The 20,402-nt window shown below is 46.8% G+C and carries 19 protein-coding genes; 9 read left to right on the top strand and 10 right to left on the bottom strand.

Annotated features, from left to right (window positions below; genetic code table 11):
• The first annotated feature begins 234 nt into the window (after positions 1–234).
• Positions 235–777 (top strand): hemerythrin domain-containing protein, encoded by a 543-nt coding sequence (locus V6C93_RS01295; protein WP_333474831.1) that lies wholly within the window; start codon positions 235–237, stop codon positions 775–777.
• Between the two features lie 329 nt (positions 778–1,106).
• Complete coding sequence (locus tag V6C93_RS01290) at positions 1,107–1,448, top strand: WD40 repeat domain-containing protein (protein ID WP_333474830.1); 342 nt, start codon at positions 1,107–1,109, stop codon at positions 1,446–1,448.
• A gap of 21 nt (positions 1,449–1,469) precedes the next feature.
• Here the strand turns inward: V6C93_RS01290 and V6C93_RS01285 are convergent, their stop codons facing one another.
• Positions 1,470–1,778, bottom strand: a complete 309-nt coding sequence (locus tag V6C93_RS01285) for a hypothetical protein (protein ID WP_333474829.1) — start codon at positions 1,776–1,778, stop codon at positions 1,470–1,472.
• A 250-nt stretch (positions 1,779–2,028) separates the two neighbouring features.
• On the opposite strand from V6C93_RS01285, the gene V6C93_RS01280 reads away from it, so the two are divergent.
• A complete protein-coding gene (locus V6C93_RS01280; RefSeq protein WP_333474828.1) occupies positions 2,029–2,799 on the top strand; it encodes a GUN4 domain-containing protein in 771 nt (256 codons plus the stop codon).
• Positions 2,800–2,832: 33 nt separating this feature from the next.
• On the opposite strand, the gene V6C93_RS01275 is transcribed toward V6C93_RS01280, so the two are convergent.
• Positions 2,833–3,207, bottom strand: a complete 375-nt coding sequence (locus V6C93_RS01275; RefSeq protein WP_333474827.1) for a DUF1257 domain-containing protein — start codon at positions 3,205–3,207, stop codon at positions 2,833–2,835.
• A gap of 124 nt (positions 3,208–3,331) precedes the next feature.
• Entirely contained in the window at positions 3,332–6,634 is a 3,303-nt protein-coding gene (locus V6C93_RS01270; RefSeq protein WP_333474826.1) for a glycoside hydrolase family 15 protein, read from the bottom strand.
• Positions 6,635–6,822: 188 nt separating this feature from the next.
• On the opposite strand from V6C93_RS01270, the gene V6C93_RS01265 reads away from it, so the two are divergent.
• Complete coding sequence (locus tag V6C93_RS01265; protein WP_333474825.1) at positions 6,823–6,975, top strand: chlorophyll a/b-binding protein; 153 nt, start codon at positions 6,823–6,825, stop codon at positions 6,973–6,975.
• A gap of 283 nt (positions 6,976–7,258) precedes the next feature.
• Here V6C93_RS01265 and rpoD read toward each other — a convergent pair whose 3' ends face one another.
• Together rpoD and V6C93_RS01255 are read right to left on the bottom strand one after the other, a co-directional pair.
• Positions 7,259–8,383, bottom strand: a complete 1,125-nt coding sequence (gene rpoD, locus V6C93_RS01260) for an RNA polymerase sigma factor RpoD (RefSeq protein ID WP_333474824.1) — start codon at positions 8,381–8,383, stop codon at positions 7,259–7,261.
• Between the two features lie 1,194 nt (positions 8,384–9,577).
• A complete protein-coding gene (locus tag V6C93_RS01255; RefSeq protein ID WP_333474823.1) occupies positions 9,578–10,279 on the bottom strand; it encodes a polysaccharide deacetylase family protein in 702 nt (233 codons plus the stop codon).
• Positions 10,280–10,311: 32 nt separating this feature from the next.
• Here V6C93_RS01255 and V6C93_RS01250 point away from each other — a divergent pair, with 32 nt between their 5' ends.
• Positions 10,312–10,863, top strand: coding sequence for a hypothetical protein (locus tag V6C93_RS01250; RefSeq protein WP_333474822.1), 552 nt, complete (start codon positions 10,312–10,314; stop codon positions 10,861–10,863).
• Positions 10,864–10,892: 29 nt separating this feature from the next.
• Here V6C93_RS01250 and V6C93_RS01245 read toward each other — a convergent pair whose 3' ends face one another.
• A complete protein-coding gene (locus V6C93_RS01245) occupies positions 10,893–11,471 on the bottom strand; it encodes a hypothetical protein (RefSeq protein ID WP_333474821.1) in 579 nt (192 codons plus the stop codon).
• A 375-nt stretch (positions 11,472–11,846) separates the two neighbouring features.
• Here V6C93_RS01245 and V6C93_RS01240 point away from each other — a divergent pair, with 375 nt between their 5' ends.
• On the top strand, positions 11,847–12,761 hold the full coding sequence (locus V6C93_RS01240; RefSeq protein WP_333474820.1) for an alpha/beta hydrolase: 915 nt from the start codon (positions 11,847–11,849) through the stop codon (positions 12,759–12,761).
• Positions 12,762–12,908: 147 nt separating this feature from the next.
• On the opposite strand, the gene V6C93_RS01235 is transcribed toward V6C93_RS01240, so the two are convergent.
• The gene (locus V6C93_RS01235) at positions 12,909–13,433 is read right to left on the bottom strand and encodes a DUF4330 domain-containing protein (RefSeq protein WP_333474819.1); all 525 of its coding nucleotides are present in this window, start codon (positions 13,431–13,433) and stop codon (positions 12,909–12,911) included.
• 342 nt (positions 13,434–13,775) lie between these two features.
• Between V6C93_RS01235 and V6C93_RS01230 the strand changes: the two genes are divergently transcribed.
• Positions 13,776–14,624, top strand: coding sequence for a M48 family metallopeptidase (locus V6C93_RS01230; RefSeq protein ID WP_333474818.1), 849 nt, complete (start codon positions 13,776–13,778; stop codon positions 14,622–14,624).
• 241 nt (positions 14,625–14,865) lie between these two features.
• Here the strand turns inward: V6C93_RS01230 and V6C93_RS01225 are convergent, their stop codons facing one another.
• Positions 14,866–15,612, bottom strand: coding sequence for a metallophosphoesterase family protein (locus tag V6C93_RS01225; protein WP_333474817.1), 747 nt, complete (start codon positions 15,610–15,612; stop codon positions 14,866–14,868).
• Positions 15,613–16,009: 397 nt separating this feature from the next.
• On the opposite strand from V6C93_RS01225, the gene V6C93_RS01220 reads away from it, so the two are divergent.
• On the top strand, positions 16,010–16,606 hold the full coding sequence (locus V6C93_RS01220; RefSeq protein ID WP_333474816.1) for a tRNA-(ms[2]io[6]A)-hydroxylase: 597 nt from the start codon (positions 16,010–16,012) through the stop codon (positions 16,604–16,606).
• Between the two features lie 188 nt (positions 16,607–16,794).
• Here V6C93_RS01220 and V6C93_RS01215 read toward each other — a convergent pair whose 3' ends face one another.
• Positions 16,795–18,885 carry a pentapeptide repeat-containing protein gene (locus V6C93_RS01215; protein ID WP_333474815.1) on the bottom strand — a complete coding sequence of 697 codons (2,091 nt, stop codon included), beginning with the start codon at positions 18,883–18,885 and terminating at the stop codon, positions 16,795–16,797.
• Between the two features lie 254 nt (positions 18,886–19,139).
• On the bottom strand, positions 19,140–19,706 hold the full coding sequence (locus V6C93_RS01210; protein ID WP_333474814.1) for a Uma2 family endonuclease: 567 nt from the start codon (positions 19,704–19,706) through the stop codon (positions 19,140–19,142).
• 189 nt (positions 19,707–19,895) lie between these two features.
• On the opposite strand from V6C93_RS01210, the gene V6C93_RS01205 reads away from it, so the two are divergent.
• Positions 19,896–20,402, top strand: a 507-nt coding sequence (locus tag V6C93_RS01205; protein WP_333474813.1) for a Uma2 family endonuclease, incomplete at its 3' end; no start/stop codon positions are given.

Raw genomic sequence — 20,402 nt, 5'->3', positions numbered from 1 at the left:
CGGATGGACATCCCCTTATCAGTAGTAGTTGGGATCATACAATTCGGGTGTGGGGAATGAAAGGTTGAAACATGGAGAGAATATCCAAATAATATTTGACACGATTATTTTTAAAGGTGAGTTTAGGGAAGATATCTGGGACTTCCAAATATCTGAACAATCAAAGGTGTTTTTTCGAGTGAAGTGTCTCTACCTAATTGGAGAAGCTTAGAGTGAACCGATGATGCTACTCTTGTGGCTATCAAAATCTTGGATGCTCTAGCTACTGATGAGGGAACCGCAATTATGGCAATTTTTGAAACGTTAAAAGATGAACACGATATTTTGAGAAAGCAACTCGCCAAAATCCTTGATTTACCTGATGATGCAACGTCTGAAAGACAGGAGTTTTTGGAGGCACTGAAAAAAACGCTCCATTCCCACACCCTCGCAGAAGAAGAAATTGTCTATGAAACTCTTCTGCCTATAGAGCAGCTAGAGTCTGAAGTGAGGGAGGGAATTGAAGAACATAGGCTTTCCAATCAACTTTTGATCGAGTTAAACACTCTTGATGTTACCCAGGCACAATGGGAAGCTAAACTAAAGGCGCTTAAAGATTTACTGACTCACCATTTGAAAGAAGAGGAGGAAGAGCTTTTTGCAGAGGGGCGGAAAGTTTTTGATAGTGACAGGCAGGAAGATCTAAATGAGCTGTATTTGCAGAAAAAGCAAGAGGTTTTAAGAGAAGATTCCCTGGTCAAAGAGACTCCGATGGAGGCAGAATTGCAAAAGAATTAAATTATCGGTCTTGCACAAAGGGACATTTGTGTTAAGGGAAAGGCGATCGCACCCCATTGTGAGAAGTGGGGCATAAAATTTTAGGGCTTACGCACTGCCAACGTAACGCCTTAATCTTATCTGAGAGGAATTGCGATAGCCGTTTTCAAAAGTACGATTTCTGAAGTCAACACAGCGAACTGATACTTGCTGCCGCGCTGGCGCTAATGTACATTAAAACAAAATTCGCTAGCGACGCATCCTACTCTTAGTTATCGCATTACACCCACCTTCCCGCAACGACCTGCAACAATGCCATGCTGGTATAAGAGTGCAACATTAAAGGTGCGATGAAAGAGAATCCCGATCAGCCGAGAGAACAGGATGTCGTGCTTGGAGGTCAAGTTCCATTTGGCAGTTTGGTATTAGGAGGATTAGAAAACGTTAAAAGACGCTTGGCGAGCGCAGTTGAAGCCCAACGGATTTCTGCACTTTCCGATGCGCTGAAATATGGGACAGCAGGCTTAGACTTAGTGATTCAGGCGTTGAAGAATGAATCAGGACTAAAGAATCCAAACTTGGTTAATTTTGTCGCTATCAGTCCGGATGGGCAAATGCTTGTTAGTGGCAGTTATCAGGAAATTAAAGTATGGGGAGTGCGGGCGAATACTTCTGCCATCGTAATCTTGTAGAGTTGGTTGCACCTACTTGAACTAACGCGGAAACAATAGCTGCTGGATGAAATTAAAGACTGAAAACCCGAAGTTTTGGATAGGTACCGCCCAGTTCTGGATGGGTGCCACAAAGTTTCGGAAGGGTTCTACGAATTGGACTGCCAAAAAGATAATCAGGAAAAAGGGTAGCCAGCTCCAGAAGTGTTTCCAGAGCAAAGCTATAATTTTGAGGAGCACAGCTGTAATCTTGTAGAGCAGTACTGCAATTTTGGCAACGGGTTCTCGGATACTAAGCCATACCAGATACGCCAGAATGGATACAGCGATCGCAATGATGAGGTTCTCCACTGATTTTCCTTAACTGCATAGCAGTATGACCGTGCTATCTTCTCACGGCGGCTAGCTCAAAGAAAGCTACCTCAAGATTGAGCGAACTAACGTTTGGCAAGATTAGTGAACCCATACTACTGCAAGCAAGAGCATCAATTTTAGGATGAATGACCCTCTAATATACCTGTTAAGGTTACCTGAAACATCGCGTCCAAGCGTACCATCATGAATAGTGAGGATTTGTCAAAGCGCGCAGAGCTAAAGGTCAATGGCAGACTATCCCAATCAGCCTAGAAAATACGACGCCGTTCTTGGAGGGCAAGCTCCATCGGGCGGTGCAATTTTGGGAGGATTAGAAGGTGTTAAAAGACGTTTGGTGAGTCCAGTTGAAACGCTACGGATTACTGCACTTACTGAGGCGCTCAAGTATGGAGAAGCCGGTTTAGACTTGGTGATTCAGGCTTTGGATGATGCTTCAGAGCAGGTACAGCAAGCCGCATTTTTGCTACTGCAAAAACAGAGAACACAGCCAAAAGTCAAGCATGTGTTACAAAAGTATATCCCTCTGAACTCTGTTTTAGATGTGGATTACACTAGACTGCAAGATTTATTAGCCGCAGGGAAATGGCAAGAAGGTGATAGAGAAACCCTTGCTGTCATGCTCCAAGTCTGTCATCAAGAAGAAAATGGCTGGCTTCGTGCCAAGGACATCCCATACTTTCCCTGTATCGACCTGCGCACGATTGATCAACTCTGGGTCAAGTATAGTAATGGGCGCTTCGGTTTTAGTGTCCAGAAGCGTATTTGGCAGAGTATCGGGGGAGAAGCTAATGCCAGTTGGGAAACATACTGCCGCTTTGGTGAACGCGTGGGTTGGCGAGTCAGAAACAGATGGTTAGATGAATGGAACCTCACCTATACGCTAGGTGCGCCCATAGGACACTTACCAGCACTCGGTGAGGATAGGGCGAGAATTACAGTACATCTGCGCAGTGTGGGAGATGCTCTGTTCTCTCGCCTTGAGGCTTGTCAGCTATAGCTGGTGAACGCGGCAGTTGAGGGCAACAATTGGCTAAACCCAGCGTCCCACAACGACTCGCACCGTGCCATCTTCCAGAGTTTCTTCCTCCTCTACATTAAACCCCTGCTCTTGTACCGATGCCATCAGGGTTTTGTGAGCGTACTTTTGCATCAACGAGTTGATAAACCCTTTCTGATCAATCCTCGCTCCCCAGAAATCCGCCACTAATTCGTATGTCTCACCATCGTGGCGAAAGCCCAAATCAAAACCATTATCCTGCCGGATAACATATTCAGCTTTCGTTGTATCTCCCAGATATCCCCTGACTTTTTTGTTGCACTCTACCTTGTATCCCAATTCCTCCAATGCCTGATGCAGCATCTCGCCATTTTTAATTTGAACTTTAATGGTTGTGAAATGAGACATATCGATTTTAGATTTTGGATTTTGGATTTTGGATTAATTCAAGCCGTGACCCGTTATTAGTTCTATGGTAATCTGCCTCATCTTGGGAGTGTGAGGCAGCTTTTCCCTAATCCCCATTTTTGCTCTAAACAGCCGTCGCCTGTCCCACCTGAGTCAAGAAGCGGAACGCCTTCAGGATATGTCCCGCACACTCAGTGGGTGAAGTATCGTAAAAGGCACGCCAAGCCGCCGCCTTATACTCATCATATCGATCTGCTTTTTCGGGAAATCGCTCCAACCAGGCCAACCGCACAGCATGACCGATCAGCACATCGAACACGATATACTCTTCCACTTGTAACTCAGGATTGCGTTCTGCGATCGCAGCCAGTTCCATCAAAGCCTCAATATTGACTTGCCGATATTCCGGCGCTTCAATCTTATTGAGCAAATGCTCCACCCGTAAGGCAAAATTCTTTTCTCCTGGCGTCATCTCGGAGAGAATCGGAGCGCTATCCAAGCGATTACGACGCTCCAACTTATCCCCAATCACCAAACCCCTACAGTGTTTCATCACTAGCCAAACACTAGGATAGAAGTTTTTGGGAACCCGACCGGCTGCACCATCTAACTGCCGCTTTCTCACCCAACTGCCAACCGTTGGTGTCTCCTCTGTCTCCTCCCTTTCGCCTGACAAGACAGCCCAATTAATTTCGCGATCAAGCCGCTTGACGTGCAATGATTCTTGTTGACGCAGCTTTTGGTTCATGCCCTCATATCCCGCTAAACAAGAGCGTAACCGCATCTTGATTTCCAACGGACTTAAGTGCATCAGCTGCTCATAGGCTTCATCCTGAGTGACCCCTAGTTCAGCCGCCAGTTCGCTGGTTAATAGCAAAATCAGGTACCCAACTCGTAGCGTGAGCAAACCCTTGAGTAAAGAAGGTTCTGCCTTGATAATAGTACCCAAATATATGAGAATTTCTTGGGTCAAGACGCGATCGCGAATATCTTCCCGACAGAACTCATCAATTTTCGCTTGAATTTCCAAGTGCGACATCGGATTTTTAATCAGCGACGCCTCACTATAAGCTCTCCCAACGGTAATCTGCTTCCCACGCACCAACATCTCTGTCACCGCATCCGACAGACTAATATCCGTCTTGTTGAGCAAACCAGCCGCTTGACGCACTACCGCCCAGTAAGGAGAAACCGATTCAGTACTCGCTTTGAGATAAACTTCATTCAGCAAATCCGCCACCGTCACCCGTAGCCCTGGCCCCCCAAAGCCCGTATCGAACTCTAATCCTCGCAGACGTTTCAGGGTACGCAACAACTCGATTTGTTCGTAGAGGTTATCCGATTCTCGCAAGCTATCCAGCAATAACCGCAGATTCGTTTCACACTCCAGTAAAAATTCCTGAGTATGGCCTAATGGCCCATGTTGTCCAGGACGGCTGGTAAGGTAACACTCACGAGGCATAGCATCTTTGACCGCTGATTGGCTAAATTCAAACTCGCGCAGAAAATCAATGCGCTCGATTCCAGCCGTGAGTAACAATTGATTGAGACGGCCCAACTTCACCCGAACGCCTTCACACCAACCTTCTTTTAGTTGCTGAATTAACTCTAAAAGGGGTGAATCTTGGGATTTCGGATGGGAAATTGAGGAATTGTCTCTTTCTCTGCCTTTATGCCTATCCTCCACCGCTTCCCGACTGGTTTCCCACATCGTATGAGTTAACAACAGCGTCATCGTTGGACGCCCTAACTCACTCCAGTGGCGCTGAATGTAGGCGAGTTCACTTTTAATCTGATCCACCAGAAAATGGTAATCCAGGGTCAGATAAAACTGCTGCTGATCCAAAAACGCAGGCAGAAACACAATTGTCTCTTGCCCAATCCGAAAGATTCTTGACGTTGTCAGACTCCGCAAACGTCGCACCGGGCGTCCTGTTAGCGAGAGCGCATCACAATGCCCCATTTGAGCATAAACCGTTGACAGCTCGATCGCCTGACGCACCTGCATCGGCTCTACCTGTTTGGGAGTTTGCGTGGCAATCCCGTATGTGGCGAGTTGAGCCTGTAAATCTTCATCCTCTGCGAGTAGGGCAATTTGCACCACCGGGTCTTGATGACGCCCGATGCATAAATGACGCCCCAAGGGGTCAACATCTCCAGGTGCAATGAGCCCTTCACTCAGCATCTGACCCAAATAGTACAAGCTCTGCGCCCACACCAAAGGCACATTTTCGTTAGGACGACGCCTTTGGCTACGAGGAGACTGCCGCTCTGCTTCGATATTCTCCGAAGGCACGTAATACAATTCGGGTAGCAGTTTGAGTCCGTCTCGCTCAACTAACAAACTTTCTAAACGCGCTTGATAGTTCTGAACTTGCTCGGTATCTCCCCGAAATAGGCCATCGAGCACGAGATAGGAAAAAAATAAAGGCCACTCGCACTCAATATGCTCAAACTTTTGCAGTTCCCAAGGGTCGTAGTGCAGGCGTGTGGTATCTTCCAAAACGGTTTGGTGACCATCCCGCAGGAAGCGCTTGCAGCCATATTGCCCCCCTAGCTTCTTAACAATGTCGTTCTTGGTGCGTTCGATGAGTTCGGCGTCTTCTATGGCAAAGGCGGGGAATCCAATCACACTTAGCAGAGCCGCATCTGTTTCTTTGGAACCCGACTCACGGGGCAGGAGATATTCCAGTGTAATCCGCGATCGCGCCATTTCATCCGGTAATACATGAATCACAGACGCTGCTGAACCCCGCACACCAAATAAATCTAATCCATTAATCGCTTCCAATGCCGCTTTGGCCATCCCAACCGAACTCGCGTTTAGTTCAGGATTTCCATGATTGACCTTATTCCCGCGCTCCCAGATACCGTAATCGGGTGTACGATACGCCCGACCGATGTAATAGACCAGATTTTGGACAAAGCTAACTTCGTCGATGGTATAGATGATGTATAGTCCTGATGCTGTCATTTGAGCCAGCATCAGCAAGAACAGGGACGTTGCATCCAGCTGCAAGTGACCCCACTGGTCATCGCCCACCACGACGTCGCCGGTGCTGGTATTGTACTTGGCGTGCAGGGCGTCCATCAGCGATTGGGTTTCCTTAAACCGTTCTACTTTGTGAGCTTGCCGCATCATGCAGAACAGCAGCCCCCGCATCAGCTTGACAACATTATGTTCCAGTTCAAAGGTACGCCCACCATCCGCATCGAGCTTGCGGTAAGCCAAGGCTAGTCCCCAAACCGCCAAAATACTGTAAACGTTATCCCGTACCCAGGCGTCGGTGTAGTCGCCGTGGGCATTAATCGCCGTACTGGCTGGTAATAGACCCGTAATCGGATTTTGACGTTTTAGGATGACCGCCTTAATTTGGTGGTAGTAATAGTCCAATCGAGCGGGTAGTTGGGAAGCGATGATAGACATAATTCCTTTCTTGATGAGTCTCGGAATCTAGAGCTGCTCCTCTTGTAGGCAATCACCTATCTCAACCGCTATGCATACCTTAAACAGAATCTATTTAGATTGACGGATCAGAACCTTGCCGTTTTGCCAACCATTAGTTACATTAGTTTACATACAAGTTTGCAAAAGTTACCAACGGAGCAAAAACTATGCAAGGCGAAACTCGCAACGATGCCAAATTCGGCTTTACTCCTCAAGCAGAAAATTGGAACGGTCGTTTAGCCATGATTGGCTTCGTTGCCGCTCTAATTACTGAGTTCGTTACAGGTCAAGGTGTATTGCACTTCTGGGGTCTGCTGTAATCCCTAATCGCGCAATCTGGAGTCAATCTCAATTCGTTGGCTGGGTGTTTATTAGCAAACACTCAGCTTTTTTGTTGGTAATTCAGTTTTTTGGCAAAGCTACAAGCAAAGTCAAACGTCAAACGTTAAAAAAGCAAACCCTGTGTGGCTCAGGATTTTAGCGGTTACCTCTATGCAATTTAAATGTGTAATAGATTATTGTACATGATTAATTAATAATTAATAAAGAGGAGCAATTTTAAGGCTGCTCCTCTCTTTTCGTACCAGTCTTGCGACCAGCTATTTAGCGAATGTATTCCTTGAGAATACTGTTGCGATTGGGATGGCGCAGTTTGCGGAGCGCTTTGGCTTCAATTTGCCGAATTCGTTCGCGAGTGACGTTGAAAATTTGACCAATTTCTTCCAGGGTCTTCATGCGTCCATCATCCAACCCGTAGCGCAAGCGGAGAACATCACGTTCGCGAGGGCTAAGGGTGTCAAGAACGCTTTCGAGGTCTTCCCGAAGCAGATTTTTGGACACTTGATCTTCTGGGGTTTCACCATCAGCTTCAATGAAGTCTCCAAGGCGGGAGTCTTCTTCTTTACCAATCGGTGTTTCGAGAGAGATGGGGAGTTGGGCAGATTTGGCAATGAACCGCAGCTTCTCGATGGTCATTTCCATGCGATCAGCAATTTCTTCTTCGGTGGGCTTGCGACCCATTTCTTGGGAGAGGATTTTAGTGGTTTTTTTGATGCGTGAGATAGTTTCGTAGAGGTGAACCGGTAAGCGGATGGTGCGGGACTGATCGGCGATCGCACGGGTGATGGCTTGCCTAATCCACCAAGTTGCATAGGTGGAGAACTTGTAGCCTTTTTCATGATCAAACTTCTCAGCGGCACGGATTAAACCTAGAGAGCCTTCTTGAATCAAGTCTTGGAAGGAAAGTCCCCGATTCATGTATTTCTTGGCAATAGACACGACCAGACGCAGGTTGGACTGCACCATCTTGTCCTTAGCCCTCCGTCCTACATAGAGGCGATGACGAAAGGCTTGCAGAGGCATATTCACCTCGGTTGCCCATTCGCTATCTTTTGGCTCTCGCTCTAATTGATCAGACAAGCGATCGCGTATACGCTCTAACTCTAGTAAATCTGCAATCTTACGAGCCAACTCAATCTCTTCATCTGCCCGCAATAACCGAATTCGACCGATTTCTTGCAAATACAGGCGAATAGAATCTTCTGTATAGTGTTTTTTCTTTGCTTGTGCGCGACGGCGGGTAGAGCGCACCTTTCCAGGCTTACCGTCTTCCTCATCCGGTTGAGCGTCCACTAGCTCGTCTCGGTTCGCTTCATCCTCGATCAAGAATTCAAACTCGCTTTCTTCGGGTTGAGTTAGTGTTGCGAGTACGTCGTTTGCCTGGGTCATGCCTTTTTCCTCATGCTCCTTCAGTTAAAGACCAGTAGATAGTGTCTGTTAATCTACTTACATAGCGTAGCCAGTTAGTCACTTTCTGTAGCATTCTAGGTCTTATTTAATCGCTGAGTTCGACCAGTAAGATTCGGCATCTACTTTCGCTCCTCAACGTCCTCGCGAATGCTCGATTACAGTAAGTTTGAATGCTGGCTTCTCTTGAGACTTTTTGATTGTAGCCTTAATTACCAAATTTGGACTTGGGTTTTAAGCTTCAATCTCAAAGGTTATGAATCTAATTTACAATCGGCTTTTACACAAAGCTAATGTCACTGGAATTAATGCACCCATAATCAATTCCTTTTCGTTGAGTTGCCTTGTCCTGGGGATTGTGCCAAAGACTCTGTCGGCTAGTGTTAGCTAGGTTCCCATACTCCTATGCTGTGTTCACAAGCTGACTCCAGATCATGATCATTATCAAATGTAATGTGACGGTTGTCGCTACATTTTCGGGTAGCCCTTCCGGTTGAGAATTGAGTACTCTCTCCTTGTGAGGTCAAGCTTTCCTAAATTTACTCTAGCTTCAATCTTGATGACCCCAGATAAATAGCTGAAATACACTAAGCCATTTTAATGAATTCAGCAGATAGATGACAGCAATGGTATCTCTTGAAATCCATAGGCGAACGTTTTTTTTAGTACAAGCGTTCTCTTTTTAACCTCTTCTGTGACTACGTTAGCGAAAATTTTCGGCGTGGGGACATTTTTCTCTAACTGGAGACAGGTGTAGTTTCAACCAAGATGTGTTCCTGTAAGACATCCGTAAAACAACTGTTCTAACACACAAACTTAGCAATTGGGTAAAGGTCTTGATGAAAAAGCTTTGGAAGAGCCCAAGGCTCGTAGGAGTGGCTGCGCATGAGAGAGGGAAAACAGGGCAGGCTCCAGAGGGCAGAACGCAGAAAAACAGACGGAAGTGTAAGTGTTTACTTTCATTACATAGCGGGGGGCTCATGCCAAATTTAGGCTGTATACACCCTTTTTAAGAAAGCAGGGGGAGCTGTGGAAGCAGAGAAACCAGGGGGAGAAAAGTCCCTTTCCTTTAAAGGGGAGTTATACAAGCGAATTTGGGCTCACTCAATATCGCCAACAGTCTCCTTTCGTTCAGGCTAAGCGCTAAAGCTAGCTTTAGCTAACTAGATGAAGATTTCAAGCCAGTTGGGAAAGCTGCCATAATTGGTCGATTGTGATGAAATGATAACCTTGCTGTAACAACAGAGGAATTAACTGAGCCGTCGTCTTAGCTACATCTTGTCCTCCGCAATAACCATCATGTAACACAATCTGTGACCCATTTTCAACCTGCCGTAAAACTCTCTGCACGACCACACTCACACCAGGGCGCTCCCAATCTTCGGGTACAACGCTCCACATAACAGGTCTATAGTTCCATTGGTGCAATAAACTCAAAGTCTGGGGGGTAAATAAACCATTAGGGGGGCGAACGTCTCGAATCTTGTCTGTGTGAAGCTGACAAGCTTTGGCGTCACGCGTCGCAAGCGCAGCGCCAATCGCTTCTTGAGTTTTTGCCAAACTCTGCTTGAGTGCTTCGGGTTTAAGAAAGGGAAAGGAGTGATGGTAATATCCATGCAAGCCAATCCAGTGATTCCGCCTATAGACCTCTCGAGCAACGCTTGGCGATCGATCTACGCAAGCGCCCAGCCAGAAAAAACTAGCTTTAATGTCATACTGGTCTAGGACGTTCAGGAGTTCTAGTGTGTACTGGGGATGGGGGCCGTCATCAAAGGTGAGCGCGATCGCACGAGAATGAGTCGATCCTGCCCAAAGACAACTGGGAAACAACGGTTTGAGAATTTTGTACAGAATAGGGTAAAGCGGGGCAAGCTGCATTCGCTCGTTATTGGTAAGTAGTTAGGAATCAGGTGAGTCTAAAGAGTCTTTATTTCAGCGTCAGCCACTACTTACAGCGTCGCCAATTCTTGGTCTTCTTGGTAAGCGTTTGTGTGGCAGTCGTTCTTAGCAGTTGTGACACAGTAACTACTGACCAGTATGACGCAACTGCGCTGACCACATTGACCTGGCAAGTTCAGTATTCTACTGATCCTGTGAATGATAAGCAGCCGCGCTTTGAGGAGTTCGCGTCAAATTCCCTGCTTAACCGTAATGGCGAGAAACCTCAAAATGCTGTAATCGGTCCAGATGATAAAGGATTATGGTGGCCTAAACTGCCGCCACGACCTAGCATCGATGAGGTCGAACAACGACAAAAGGCTGGAGAACAAGCAAGCAAACCTGAACTATTACGTATTGTAAAGTACGAGATGACTTACCAACAGAGTGGACAGAAGGTAACGCTACCAACTAACTATGACGTTTATCGACAAGTTGCTAGAGCGTATCCTTCCCGTAAGCCTTTGCAGCTAACTCTGGGAGTTAACAATGCTTCTGTGACAAAAGCGAAGCTAGCAGATTGATTAGCGGAATACTCAAACTATGCCTTTGACTAAAAAGAAAAACTCAAGTCAGATAAAGTGAGTTGACCATCAAAGGCATAGAAGGTAATCCGAGAGATATTGGGCACCTCGATTCTAAATGGGGCATTGGGAGAAATCGACGAATCAGAACCAGCCAAGTTGGGTTTGTTCAAGGATTTGCGGGCAAGGAGTCGATTCTGGTGGTCATAGACAGACAGAAGCATCCGTTGAGAGCTGGTGACATAGCAGCAGAACTGATCAACAGGTTGCAAAAAGGCCACTTCCATCCAACCGCTTTTTGGCGCTCCCATCAGTACATTTGTACCAGTTCGAGGCGGGTAGGCAGGGTTTGAAGGCTGTAAAGCGATCGCATTTTCAAAGGTGATTCCATAACGGTGAAACTGCCGATCCACGACTTCAAAGCATTTCAAATCTTCCAGGTTAAGGCAGACGCTAGAAGGTCTTATCACGATTAAATTAGAGTCAAACTCAGCTACGTCCCAATTAGGAGAAGCAATGACGGATTGCGGCTCCTTTAAGTCAGTCTCCGGCTCAAAAGCCTGAGAATCGCTGACTTCATTGAACTGGATACTGCACTGTATTGCCATAACACTAATATGAACGCACTTTCTCAAAAACCGCATGACCGTCAACTAAGTTGACATGGAACAAGCGAAAATTTTTTGTTTTTAAGCGAGCAACTAATCCCTCGATTAACAGACACCCTTGAATCATGCAACCTTCTCCAATCAACACTATGGGAGAGTTTTATCCAGTTCTGATTAATTTTCCTTGGCAAGAAAATGGTGTTCCGGAAAAAAGCTGACAATCAAGACTACAAAAGTTTTTTGCTGAATTACTGATTGGAGTCTGTACTTTTGAAAGAAGAAGCTCCCTCTCCTCTAGGATAGAGAATCAACCAAGAGTAAGAAGTGGCCTTACGCCAAAATCAGGGATGATGGCAGTAGCAATGAGGTTTAGACATGATTGAACCCAATGGTTTTAAGCAGCACGTCGTGGTGACCTCGCTGGGAAGAATAGTGTATTACACAGCCGAAGGAGCACCTTGGCAGGAACCTGAAACCGCTGACCCCAAACAGTTGCCATCATTAGTGTTTTTGCATGGCTTTGGCGGCGGCTCATCTGCTTATGAATGGTCAAAGGTATACCCAGCCTTCGCGACTGAGTATCGAATTCTTGCACCCGATTTAATTGGTTGGGGTCGTTCAGAGCACCCTGAACGGAGTTACAACATAGATGACTACATTACTACAATCATAGAGTTCATTGAACAGACTTGTACAGAGCCCACGCCAGTAGTCGCGTCTTCTCTAACAGCCGCGCTTACCATCCGAGCAGCGATCGCACGTCCTGAGTTATTTAAGTGCCTGATTCTCACCACACCAGCCGGACTATCGGATTTTGGAGAAAATTACACGCGCAGCTTCTTTGCTCAGTTGGTTAGTACCCCGATCCTTGACCGCATCATCTACAGCGCAGGGGTCGCCAATCGGGCTGGGATCGCCAGCTTCTTGGAAAATCGGCAATTTGCTCGAAGCAGCAGAATTTACGAAGAAATCGTGGACGCCTATTTAGAATCAGCCCAACAGCCCAATGCTGAATATGCCGCACTTTCCTTCGTTCGAGGGGATTTATGCTTTGACTTATCGTTATACGTTCCTCAGTTGACCACTCCTACAGCAGTAATCTGGGGAGAAAAATCCGAATTTACTGGCCCGGAAATTGGTAAGCGTCTTGCTGCTCTCAACCCAAATGCTATTCGTGTCTTCCAAACTCTTGATGATGTTGGATTAACTCCCCAGCTAGAACTGCCTGCGGTGACCATTGGTTTAATTCGGCGATATTTGAAATTGCTGGATGTGAAGCCTGGGGAATGAGTTGAAAGTTGGAGGCATGGGTTAGAGGTTAGAAGGTTGAAGGTTGAAGGTTAGAAGGTTGGAGGTTGAAGGTTAGAAGGTTGGGAGTTTTGGCCTGTTAAGTTGCTAACCTCTCACTGGTAACCTGCTAACCCATTCCCCCATCCTTTACTTAACTCTGACTTCAATGACGCTGGCTTTGAAGTTGTAATCCATGCCCTCCAACTCTACCGGCGTCCCAATTTTAATTTTGCTATTGCCTAACACTGGCCCATCATTGGTAATCTGTCCTTGACCAACCAAAGTCATCATCATATCGGCACTAAAAGCACGACTCCTGGGATCGGGGAGTTCTTTGACCGAGCCATCTGGCTGGGGTACAGCTAGGGTTTGTGGGATTTTGGTTACGGATTTAATCCCAACCTGACCATAGGGTTGATTGCGAATGATAATATTGGTCTTCTTCTGTTCCATAAATTGATTGATTAACGCGTCAGGATTACGAACAGAAAGACCCCGAACAATCAAATCCACTTCTACGGGTTTTGTCGCACCGCCCATTTGTGCTACGGAGCCGGTGGTACCGGGAAAGAAAAAGATACCGACAATCACTAATAGAATCACCAAGGCCGCACCCACGTCGAGAATGCTGACCTTACCGAATAAACGTCCTTTAGAATCTAAAATAGCCATGAAACGTTGCGTGTGTGTCTTTGCAAACAGAACAATCGAAACAGCACTCTCTAGCACTATCCATTAAAAAGGCTACCAAAATGCTCGTGTTGATAGTCCTGTGATAAGTTACCACGACTGCTGCAAGAGATCAGCATGGCAGGGTCGGCCTAACGAGATAAATTCTCCTAGTGTCCTAGTACCTTGTCAAGGCTCAAGTGAGGGGTTGGTGTGGCTCAACATCTGTTTTAGCTGGGATTGGAGAGCAATGGGGAGTTTGACAGAGATGGCAACTAACAGCCCTCAAATAACGTCTTCGTTTTCTAAGCTTAATTAAATACAGCTGTGTTAGTCGTATTCGCAATGTTCAAGTTTCTCTCCTCACTCTCCTATCGTTATCGGCGTCGATTGTTCTATCCATTACTGTCCTTGGTCTTGACGATAAGTCTTACTGTAGGAATTCCTCAAGCGTCGCAAGCAGGATGGTTTGACGTAATTCTTAATGGCATTCAGGTAATCCAGCTCTCCAATATTTCCAATAACCAGGAAGTCCAAATTGGAAAGCAGATTAATAACGAACTGGTTGGCAGCGAGATTCGGCTCTATCGCAATCCCGAAATTAATCGCTATGTCAATGAATTGGGTCAACGGTTGGCACAAAATAGCAAACGCCCTGATATCCCTTACACCTTTCAGGTGGTCAATGATAAAAGCATCAATGCCTTTGCGACAATGGGGGGCTTTGTTTACGTCAATGCCGGTTTGATCGCTACCGCAGACAATGAAGCTCAGTTGGCAAGCGTCATGGCTCACGAGATCGGTCATATAGCAGCTCGTCATGCGATTCAACAAATGCGGCAGGCGGCGATCCAACAAGGCATAGCATCTGCTGCTGGGTTAGACCGCAACACGCTCGTCAATCTTGGCGTCAAAGTGGCGCTTCAGCTGCCAAACAGCCGTAAAGACGAACTCCAGGCCGATCAACTGGGATTACAGACTTTGGAAAAGGCTGGCTATGCGCCCTCGGCAATGGTCGCGTTTATGGAAAAGCTATTGAAAGTCGGCGGCTCTGTTCCTACGTTCCTGAGTAGTCATCCAGCGACTGAGGATCGAATTAAGGCGCTACAGCAAGCAATTGACCCAGCAACAGCAAATCGAGGCTCTGGATTAGATACAGTAGCTTACAAAAACAAAATTCGTGCTCTTTTATAGCCGTTAGCAGTTAGCTATCAGGTCTTGTGCTTTCCTTGCTGTATCTATGTGATATGTTGCGCCTTCAAGTTGCACTGCATGAACGGGCAAGAAGCCCATTCCAAAAGAGTTTCAGAATTGTGATCCTGTAAACTGGAATGCCTGTTAGCTTACAGCACTTACCTGTACCTTATTCCACGGAGAACCGATATACAAGAACCCGCCGTTAAAAACCCGTCTCTTTTGAGGGACGGGAGCTTCATTAGCGCATCGCTGAGCGACGCGGGAGTATAGTAGAAGGCTCGACCCGCGTCACAGCTTCCGCAAGCGGTAATTTACGGAGGCGACGGCGAAAGACGTTGGCTTGATAAACCAGGGAATTGGTGAGGTCTAAAGCCGTCAGCCAGCCACTCTTGGGATGATAAGCACCCGTATCAATATCGAGCCAGCCTCGACCTTGAGCCAGTTTGCCAGGGATTACTCCAGGCAGGGTGAAGGTGATGGTGTGACCTGTGATGATGAGCTTATCGGAGAAGTAGGGTTGAGTGATACTGTGGAATTCATCACGAATCCAACAAAATTGCTCTGAGCTTTGCTTCTCTAGAGGAATTCGGGGATGGACACCCGCATGAACTAACCAGGTATCCCCTAAATCGAGGTAAGTGGGCAGCGTCCGCATCCACTCAATATGATCTTGGCGTACACCTGCTTCGCCATAGCTGTTAACGGTGCTGTGACCGCCACTATAAAGCCATGCTTGCAGCGCTGGGCCATAGATTTCTCCGTCACCCAAGATGTCTAGTAACATTTGTTCATGGTTTCCCAGTAGACAGAGGTAGGAGCTTTCTTTGACAAACTCCACCACCTTTGCGCTCTGGGGGCCTCGGTCAATCAAATCACCGAGAAAATAAACCATGTCATCGCCAGTGGGGGCGATCGCTTCTAATAAGGACATCAGGGTGTCATAGTGACCATGCACGTCACCGATAACAATACGACGATGGGTCATTTTTGTTTTTTAATATCCGATTGCACCAAATACCAGGCAGCACCCTTGAAAGTTTGCTTGCATCACTGTAGCCAGAAACACTGGGGTATACTTACTGTTCTCAGTATGCCCAAATTCTTCCGCACGATTCTCAGTCAAAATAATTATCTATGAGTTATAACAGGAGCCAAAATTCAAATTTCTGATTCTCAAGGGAATCAGTGAGTTTTACGTCTTGCTAGGCAAAAGACCCTCGATTCTGAAGAGATGCGTTCCTAGACAGGCAATTTATTCCTTGGAGTCAAGGACTGGGAAGCTTTCGAGATAGTTCCTCAAGCTCAATTACCTTAAAGTAAGAGCATCCCTGACCGCAGCAAGCCCTTATCCTGTTCTAAGTCGAGTTGATTTCCCGAAAAACGTGTCTTCTATACTGCCGATTATTAACACCCTGAAGCAGCCAAGTAGCTGGAAGTGGGTCGAGCAAGCGATCGCCCACCTAGATATTATTTTACTCGACCACTCTCATTGTGAGCGTAAGGCGGCAGGCGTGGCCCTAAACTTGATGTTTCGCTACCCGTCGAGTACACAACTGGTGCGTCAACTAACTGCGATCGCGCGGGAGGAACTGGAACACTTCGAGCTGGTTAACCAGTGGTTGGAACGGCGTGGTATCCCTTTGGCTCCCCTTGCGGCACCTCCCTATGGCGCGGGATTGACGGCACTGATTCGTAAGAATGAACCGGAGCGGTTGTTGGATTCTTTACTGGTGTCTGGTTTGATTGAGGCGCGATCACATGAGCGTTTGGGATTACTGGCGACTCACTGCCCCGATCGCGAGTTAGCTGAATTTTATCGGAGTTTGATGGCGTCTGAGGCGAGGCATTATGGAATTTACTGGGTACTCGCGGATACTTATTTTGACCGGGATGTGGTTAAACAGCGGTTGGAGGAGTTGGCGATTCAGGAGAGTGAGTTGTTGGCAACGCTGCATCCTGAGCCGAGGATTCATAGTTGAAACAGGGTAGAAATTGCCAAATCGGAATGAACCCCCCTAACCCCCCTTGGTAAGGGGGGAACAAGAAAACTATTTGTAGCAAACATTTAGGAAATCGGTATAAGGCAGGAACAGGAACATCTTGCGCCCTCTCCTTAGTAAGGGGAGGGTTGGGGAGGGGTCAATCAGGGATTGTGTAATCCAGCCAATTACAAACCGAAGAAATGTGCGATCGCAGGCAATACATCTTGACAAGCTTTCACCAATTGTGCTGCACTAGGTAAGCCTTCAGCAATTACTTTCAAGAACCCCATCGCTCGTTTTGCCTGCTTTTGTGCGGTTTCATTTTTGGGGTTTTGTCCGGCTTCTGCTAAGACTTTTATCTGTTCTAATGCTTGTGCTTTGTCGTCGTCGGCTAGATTTGGGTCATTAATTGCCGCTTGCAGTCGTGAGAGTAATTCTTTGATTCCGGGTTTGTTGGGTTCGGAAGAGTCGGGTAATTCATTGATGGCGATAGTGACTGTACCGCTGACATCAGCCATTGCCGAGCCAGTCATGTTTTCGCCTGCGCCTGCAACTCCACTGATTTTGCTGCCATCTCCACTGGTGATGCTGATGTTACCTTTGCTTTCAGACATAAAATCTCCTACTTGGTGATAAGTGTTGGCATAAAAGCTAGGGCGTTGCAGCGCCGTCGCTATCATAGTTTCTAAACTACTAATTCGGCTATCTTTTTCTGCTAATAGTGCTTGTAGCTCTCGCGGTGCCAAAGCTTTAATTTCGTTGAAAGTATCAAAATACTCGGCATTCAGCTCAGAATGATTGGCATCTGGAGCGGTTGCAACCCTGAGCATAAATTTATCTCCACCCCGTTTCTCCATTGCTACGATTTCTAACTCTGCCTCTGGGTGATTTTCTGCTAATTGCTTAAAGGAAATGGCAATGGCACGGGGGTCAACATCCTGGTTGTGGTAGAGGTCGAGGGTATCGACAATGGGTTTGATGAAGTCGGCAAAGTCACCGTCTTTAAACGTTTCTTTCCAATTGTCAGGTTTGCGGCGGGGATTGGGGTCTTCTTTTGTCGGCACTCGCATAAAAACATACTCACACCTCACCCCATCCAGCTTGGTATGACTGGTAATGCCCCAGTCTTCAATGTAAGCGCCTGTGAGAGTAGCACCCGTTAAGTCTGCCTCGTCTAGCTGCGTTTGCGCTAACTTGGCTCTGGATAGGTCAGCATCTTGCAAGTTAGCTTCGCTTAAATTGGCTCCGATGAAGCTGGCATCAGTTAGGTTAGCGCCTTGTAAGTTGACGCCTCGGAGGTTTTGGCGATCAAAGTTCTGAGCTTGTCCCTGTCCCGTAATAAGTAACTGTTGTAGTTTGGGAAACTGAAGATAAGTGGTTCCGGAGCGAACGCGATCAAGCTTTTTGGCTTGGTGCCAGCGAGTACGGGTAAGGTTAGCCCTTCTGAAGTCTGTGCTTTTGAGTATGGCAGAACTGAAGTCAGCGTCAGTTAAGTCAGCATGGCGAAAGCTAGTACCGCCTATGGCGGCAAAGGCGATGGTAATTCCCCGAACCCAGGCATCTCTATCATCTCCCACCAAGGCACGCCAACTGATGTAAGTGAGTAGCGTAACAACTCCAGCGACAATTCCATTTACGGCATAAGCTCCAGCAGCAAAACCGAAACGCACAGCGAAAGCGACGATGAGAACTCCTGCAACAGCATAAACTCCTGCAACAGCATAAGCTCCTGCAACAGCATAAGCATAAGCGTAAGCAAAAGCGAAAAAGACAGGGACAGCAACAGCTATAGGGATAACAAAGGAGCTAGATTCAGAGCCAGCGACAGCATAAACAAAAGCGACAGCAACAGCTACAGGGACAGCAACAACGATAGCTCCTAAACCTGCTTCTAAACCTTTGTAGATAACAAGGAGAAAGAAAAGCACAAGTACGATTAAGAAAGCCACACCAGCGCTAACTCCCCAAGGATGGGTAAAGTCAAATGTACGTCCCAGTAAGAAGACAGCTAGTCCAGAAAAACCTGCTGATAGTCCCGATAGTAGCCATGAGGCTATAACCAAACCAATTACCCAACGGCGTTGTAGCCCAGCTTTCGCACGATTGAAGTTAGCACCGATTAGCGTTGCATTCGTAAAGTTTGCCCCTCGGAGGTCGGCTGCACTGAAGTTTGCTCCGGAGAGGTTTTTGCCTTTGAAGGATTGCCCTCTGAGATTTTCTCCACTGAAATCTCGTCTCCCGTCGGCGTATTGCTCTAGAACTTCAGTTGCCCTCATGGGTTGTTTGTCAGGGTTTGGGTTGTGGTAGGAGTGAAAAGCCGTTCGCCCCTACATTAACATCAGTCTTTAGGAGTAATTACAATGCGATCGCACCCCGATCCGTAAGATACTCTCTTGGCAAATTCTTCGTTTTGTCTCCATAAGGTGAGCAAGGGTGTAGGTTGTAGGGTGAGTCGTATACCCCTCTACACCCTACCCGTCTACCCCCTTAGCCCTTATAGAGTTAAGGAGTTCCCTGCTCCCCCTTTAATTTATTCAAACAGCAGTGCCACTTCACAGCTAAATCCTGGCAAGAGAGGACTCGTAAGTTGATCGGCTGAAAACAAGGTCATAGCTTTCTTAAGTACGCCATTTTCTCGTCGATACACTTCAATCAATTGCTGTTCGCGATCCACAATCCAATACTCAATAACGCCTTGAACGGAATAGAGTTTTAACTTGGTTTCACGGTCACGTTTCTTATCTTTTTCAGTATTCGACAAAACCTCAACGACGAGTTCTGGAGCGCCTGTCAGATGACCTGAACGATCAATTAATGGCGATCGCCTCTCATGGCTAATCCAAATTACATCAGGATTTACAGCATCAGATTCAGAGAAGATAACGCCTGGTGTCAATGCCGCTTTACCCAAACCACTCTGTCGAGACCAAGCTCTCAACTCTGCGTAAATAGCACCAACAATATCCTGGTGATCCCAATGGGGGGCACGAGTCACAAATAGCTCTCCATCAATAATTTCATAACGATTGCCGTTATCAGGGAAACCTTCGAGATCGGCGATCGTCCAACGAACTTGTTCAGGAATTGCTGAAGTCATAGACATCGCTCCGGATTTTCATCAAACTGTCTCTCATAGAGCGTCTTTCATAATTCTAGAGGAGCCGCAAGCCTACTGGGAGGGATAAAAGGCGATCGCACCCTGTTCCGTACAAAATGCGATCGCTTACTAACAAGCAAGCTATCTTTTGCCTGCTAAGGTTGAAATAAATGAGGGTATTGCAGAACTATGGTTGCAAGTCCGGACTTTCCACGAATGACACCTCAAGACTATTTGACGTGGGAGGAAAAGCAGCCCATCCGCTACGAATACGTTAATGGCAATGTGTTTGCCATGACTGGGGGGACGATTCCCCACAATCAAGTCGCTGTCAATTTAGCTGCCCTGCTCAAGTCTCACCTGCGAGGTAAGGGCTGTAAAGTACTGACCAGTGATGCTAAAGTTGGCATTTCTGAAAAGGGTCCGTTTCACTATCCTGATGTTTCAGTCACTTGCGATGAGCGCGATCGCTTAGCTCGTCAATTTATTCGCTATCCTTGTTTAATTGTTGAGGTTCTTTCGCCTAGTACAGAAGCCGTTGACCGGGGTGAGAAGTTTAGACACTATCGCCGCATTGAGACGCTGCGCGAGTATCTGCTAATCGACCCCGACCAGATGAGTGTTGAATGCTATCGACTCAACGAACGAGGAAATTGGGAATTATTTCACTTCTATATAAACGACAGTGAATCGAAT

The sequence above is a fragment of the Allocoleopsis sp. genome, assembly GCF_036703385.1.
Classification (GTDB): Bacteria; Cyanobacteriota; Cyanobacteriia; order Cyanobacteriales; family Coleofasciculaceae; genus Allocoleopsis.
Note: the sequence above shows the minus strand (reverse complement) of the source record. Positions and strands in the feature narration are given on the sequence as shown.